This window comes from Streptomyces alkaliterrae, from assembly GCF_007097205.2.
GTDB lineage: Bacteria > Actinomycetota > Actinomycetes > Streptomycetales > Streptomycetaceae > Streptomyces > Streptomyces alkaliterrae.
In genome coordinates, this window is sequence record NZ_VJYK02000353.1 from 1 (window position 1) to 5,290 (window position 5,290).

General features: G+C 70.4%; 5 protein-coding genes. All 5 read left to right on the top strand.

The window, feature by feature from the left end; all coding sequences use genetic code 11:
• The coding region (locus FNX44_RS23445) for a type IV secretory system conjugative DNA transfer family protein (RefSeq protein ID WP_500274210.1) at nucleotides 1-1,646 on the top strand (1,646 nt) is incomplete at its 5' end.
• Nucleotides 1,647-2,355: 709 nt separating this feature from the next.
• Nucleotides 2,356-2,751 (top strand): hypothetical protein, encoded by a 396-nt coding sequence (locus tag FNX44_RS23450; RefSeq protein WP_143650839.1) that lies wholly within the window; start codon nucleotides 2,356-2,358, stop codon nucleotides 2,749-2,751.
• Nucleotides 2,709-3,617, top strand: coding sequence for an ATP/GTP-binding protein (locus tag FNX44_RS23455; RefSeq protein ID WP_173019266.1), 909 nt, complete (start codon nucleotides 2,709-2,711; stop codon nucleotides 3,615-3,617). The genes FNX44_RS23450 and FNX44_RS23455 overlap by 43 nt, the downstream gene beginning before the upstream one ends.
• A gap of 134 nt (nucleotides 3,618-3,751) precedes the next feature.
• Complete coding sequence (locus FNX44_RS23460) at nucleotides 3,752-4,345, top strand: flagella basal body P-ring formation protein FlgA (protein ID WP_228450151.1); 594 nt, start codon at nucleotides 3,752-3,754, stop codon at nucleotides 4,343-4,345.
• On the top strand, nucleotides 4,345-5,172 hold the full coding sequence (locus FNX44_RS23465; RefSeq protein ID WP_153507659.1) for a hypothetical protein: 828 nt from the start codon (nucleotides 4,345-4,347) through the stop codon (nucleotides 5,170-5,172). Before FNX44_RS23460 ends, FNX44_RS23465 begins: the two co-directional genes overlap by 1 nt.
• Nucleotides 5,173-5,290 lie beyond the last annotated feature (118 nt).

The following is a 5,290-nucleotide window of genomic DNA, read 5'->3' on the forward strand; positions in this document are numbered from 1 at the left end:
GGCCGGTGGGTCCGCGGCGGGGTGTGTGGCGGCCGTACAGCAATGTGTGGTGGCGGCGGTGGTCGTTCGATCGCCGGTTCGCGTCGGGGGAGGTGGCTCGGTGGCGGCGGCAGTGGGTGACGACGGGGGAGATCGCCGCGTGGCTAAAGCCGCCGAGCCGTTGGTGCTCGGCGACGAACGTGAAGCGGTGTGGCGGGGTGCTGCCGCCGGCGCCAGCGGAGCTCCCGACGTTCACCGGGCAGTCGGGCATGGTGCCGCTGGGGCGGGCGGCCAGCGCGGATGGGCAGCGGCGGCTGGTGGCGGTGCCGCGCAAGGATGTCCTGTTCTTGGCGATCTACGGCCGATCCGGGTTCGGGAAGACAGAGCTGGCGCTGTTCCAGATGATCTGCGCTGCCTACGACGGGGTGGGGGTGTGGATGTTGGATCCGCATGGTGCCGCGTTGAAGCGGGCTCGGCCGTATCTGGCGCATCCTGCCGTCAACGCCAGGTTGTGGGATATCGATCTTGGGGTGGCCGGCGGCGGGGACATGATGGCGGCGTGGAACCCGCTGTCGATGGAAGGCCGCTCGCTGGATGATGTGCCGCTGGTGACCGGGGCGGTGGCGGGCGCGATCGCTGCGGCGCAGGGCTGGGGGGACGGGGCGCCCCGGGCCTACACGATCGTGTCGCACGCGGTTCAGGCCCTGACGCATTTGGCGTGGCAGATGTGCCGGGACGGTCGGCCGGAGCTTCAGCCGACGCTGTTCCAGGTCTCGACGTTGCTGCTGGATGAGCAGTGGCGGCAGGCGGTGGTGGGCCGGCTGCCGCCGAAGATGCGGCGGTGGTGGCGGACGGTGTTCCCGCAGCACGCGTCGGATTCGGTGCCGGTGGTGACGCGGCTGATGGACCAGCTCGAGCTGTCGCAGGCCGCCCGGGCTTTCCTCGGGTCGCCGAGGTCGACATACAACGCGCGGGTGGCGATGGACGCCCAGCGGGTGGTGTTGCTGCGGCCGACCGGTACCGGGGGCGCGGACAAGCTGCTGCAGTCCATGCTCATCTTCGACTTGTTCCTGGCGGGCTTGAGCCGGGAGGGGGCGGATCCGGCGTCGCTGCGGACGATGATGGCGTGGGTGGATGAGCTGACGGCAGTCGACGGCGCCGGGCGGGGGGCGATCGCCGCGATCCTGGAGCAGCTGCGGAAGTACGAGGTGCGGTTCGGTGCGCTGACGCAGATGGCGTTGCGCCTGTCGGAGGAGACACGCGCCGCGTTGATGCAGAACCAGTCGCTGCTGGTGGCTTCCGGCGCGGATGCTGACGAGGCGGCGTTCATCGCCAAGCGGCTGCCGGGGCTGGATCCGCAGACGCTGGTGACGCTCCCGAAGTGGCAGTACGTGGTCTCGACGATGCTGCACGGTCGTCGCACGGCACCGTTTCGGGTGCAGGGTGTGGCGGTGGACCAGGTGCTGGCGGACTACTACAACCCGGGTGGGTTGGCCGAGCAGTCCGCCGCGGTAGATACGAATCTGCGGCGGCGTCCGGTGCGGGAGATCATCGCCGCGCTCGAGGAGCACGACGACGCGATCCTGGAGTACCTGTGCTCGGCTCGCCCTGGTGAGGATCAACCGCCGGTTCCTGTTCTCACCTCAGGCTCCGGGGGGCGGCCATGAGCGGCGGGCGGCGCCGGGCGGGCCAGGGGCGACGGTTCGTGGTGGACCAGGCCGCGGAGAACGCCGGTCTGGTGATGGCTGGTTTGGTGGGTGCCGCCGCATTGTGGGGGTGGTTCGGCTCGGTGGTGCCTGCGGTGCCCGCCCCCAGTGGAACCGCTCTGGTGCCGGTCGTCGTGGGGGTGTGGGGTGTGGTGGTGGCGTTCGTGGCGGCGCTGGGGGTGTGTTGGGTGTGGCTGGCGTTGGTGGACGTGGCGCTGGGGGCGGACCCGGGCGCTCGGCATCGTGGCCGGCGTGCTGCGGGGCGTGTGCGGGTGGCGCGGCCGCTGCCTGAGTGGGAGGTGGTGGTCGGTCACGTGAGTCGTACAACAACTAGTCCGCCCGAATGCCCCGATCACGCGCATTCGCCCTTTATGGGCCTTGGGTAAGGGGTGGGGTTTTGGCCAGGGATTGCGTAGCGTGACTCGAACACTACATGTCGGAGATTGGCCGCTGACCACGGCCTTCAGCGGATCGAAGGGAGGCCCCTGTGCGACGTTCCCGCCACGTCTCGGCTGCCGTAGCTGCGGGTGTGCTGCTCCTTGGCGCAACCGGATGCGGGAGCGGTGAGACGGACGCGAAGAACACTCCCGTCGTCTCGCCGTCGCCCAGCGATACCCCGGCCAGCCCCTCCCCCAGCCGGTCGTCGTCCGAAGACCCGGACGAAGCCGCCGTGCTCAAGGACTACAGGGCGTCGTGGGACGCGCAGATGGAGGCCTACGCGAAGGCGGACTCCAACGGCACGAAGGTGCCCGACTACCTGACGCTGGATGCGCTCGCCGAAGTGGAGAGCGACCTGATGACGATGCGCAAGCGAGGGCACATCACCACGGGCGAAGCCGTTCTCTCCCCCGAAGTGACCAGGCTCGACATGAAGGCGAAGCTACCGAAGGCCACGGTGCGGGATTGCGTGGATGTGTCGGAGTGGACGCCGGTGAAGAAGGACTCGGGGAAGAAGGTCTCCCTCCCGCCGGAGCGTCTAACTAAGTACGTGATGACGAGCGACATGGAGCACTGGGGGAAGCGATGGATGGTCGTGAAGTTCACCGTCGAGGGCAAGCGCTGCTGACTACGGCGCTTGCCACCACCGCGTTGACCGCAGGCATGGCGGTCCCGGCCGCCGCTGCCCCCGGTGGCTACGAGTGCTCGAGCCAACGGTTCTGCGTGGAAGCGGAAAGCCCGGGCTCGGCTGGCGATGCGGGAGGGCCCGCACCGGCGGGCGGCGGCGCGGGCTCCGGGAGCGGAAAACCGCAGAACACGTTGGGTGAGTGCACCACGCGGAAGCTGGACCCGCAGCCGCCGGCCAGCTCTCCGGTGTGGGGTGGCCGCAGCCCCAGCGAGGGCGCGATCTACATTCGCACCTGTGAAATGGTGCGGGGCGGCCCGGGTGCTGCCGGTCGGGTAGCCTTCCCCGCCGGCGGGCCCTTCTTCGCCGGCGAGGCGCCGGATGACGAGGGTCCGGATCCGGCGGTGTTGGCGCAGCGGGCGATCGACTCGATGCTCCTGGCCGGCCCGGCAATCGCCAGCCCAAAGACCGAGGGGACGTACACGGTGGGCATGCCGATGTGGATGTGGGTGACGCCGAGCGCCACCACCTACGGGCCGAACACGGCGACCGCTTCCGCTGGCGGGGTGACGGTCACCGCGACCGCCCGGGTGTCCCGCATCGTGTGGGACATGGGTGATGGCCGCCGAGTGACATGCACAGGCCCGGGCACGCCGTACCGGGCTTCCTACGGTAAGCAGCCGTCGCCGACCTGCGGGCACACCTACCGCGCCAGCTCCGCCTCGCAGGCAGGAGGGACGTACCCGGTGACGGCGACTGCGACGTGGGAGATCGAGTGGTCTGGCGGCGACCAGGCCGGTGAGGTGACCACCACCCGGACCAGTGAGGCCGCGGTGTCGGTCGGCGAGGGACAGGCCGTCGGCCGCTGAGGCCGGTCTAAGGGGAGAGCGAGAACGTGAGTACAACCACCACGCCTGCTGCAGGGTTCGAGGACCGTCTGGGGCCGTCCGGGCCGCCGTTGCCGCGTGCTGGCGCGACGAAGAACCGGCGTCGGCCGGCGTTGATGGCGCTCGCGGTGATGCTGATCGCGCTCGGCGGTGTGGGTGCCTGGGCGGGTTTCGCCATCCTCAGCGACCGCACGCAGGTCCTCACCGTGGTCGCGGAAGTCCCGGCAGGGGAGACGATCACGGCCAAGCATCTGGGGCAGGCGAACGTGGCGCTCGGACCGGGTGTGGAGGCTGTGCCGTTCAGCGAGCGGGACACGATCGTGGGGATGCGGGCGAAGACGGGGCTCGAGCCGGGGTCGCTCCTGACGCGCGGCCAGGTCACCGACCAGCCGGTCGTGCGCAAGGGTGAGCAGGTCGTGCCGGTGGGGTTGAAGCCTGCGTTGGTGCCGGCGAGCAGGCTCTCGCCCGGGCAGGTCGTGCAGATCGTCAACGTGCCGGACCCCAACAGCAGCGGCGGCGCGGACGGCCGCAAGGGCGGCCGGGGCGCGCAGGATCGTGAGCTGGTGACGGCGCGGGTGGTTGCTCTCGGCGAGCCGCAGCCGGGTAGTGATGTGCGGGTGCTGGATGTCGCGGTGGCAGCCGAGGACGGGCCGACGGTGGCGGCCTGGTCCGCTCAGGGGGCTGTCGCGGTCACTGTGGGAGGTGAGTGATGGCGGTGGTGGCGCTGGCCGGCTGCGCCGGCTCGCCGGGGGTGACGACCACGGCGCTCGCGCTGCAGCATGCGTGGCCGCTGCAGGGGCGGAAGCTGATGCTCGCCGAGTGCGACCCGGCGCGGGGAACGGTGCTGTTCGGGGCGTTGCGAGGGCAGTACGGCGACGCGTACACGCTGGGGAACCTGTCGGTTGCGGGCCGGGCGGGGCAGAAAGCGTTCTCCGAGGCGTTCTGGAGGCAGCTGCTGGACGTCTCGCATGAGAAGACCGATCCGCCGAAGTCGCGGGTCATCCTGCCGGGCTTCACCGACCATCAGCAGGCGGCGGGGTTCCGGCCGGTGTGGGGGTTGCTGTCGCAGATGCTGCACGGCATCGCGGCGAACGACATCGACGTGCTCGTCGACCTCGGGCGGGATGGCGCGTTCGGGCCCTCGGAAGTGCTGGCCCGTCAGGCGGACGTCATGGTGCTGGTGGTGCGGACCACCATGCCTATGATCCGGGACGCGGTGCGGCGCCTGGAGCAGTTGGAGGAGCACTGCCGGCGAGTGCGGGTGGTGCTCATCGAGGAGGACTACCCGGACGCGTACGTGGTCCAGGAGCTGCGGAAGGCGGCCGGAGTGCGCGTGGACCTGCTGGGGACGCTGCCCCTGGCCCGCAGGGAAGCGGAAGTGTTCAGCAAGGGCGTGGATATGCCGCGCGGATTCGCGCGGAGCAAGCTGATGCTCGCTGCCGGTTCGCTGGCCGCCGGGCTCAAGCAGGAGCTGCTGCAGGCCTCACCGCCGGGCCGACCGCCGATGGCACGGGCGGAGGTGGGTCGTGCGCGCTAAGCCGGTACACCACAACCCGCAGGTCCACTACAACGGGCGCACCTACGCCGTCCCCCCGCGGCAGACCCCCTCCCTGTCTCTTCTACACATCTGACGCTTCCGACGATCTTACGCGTTT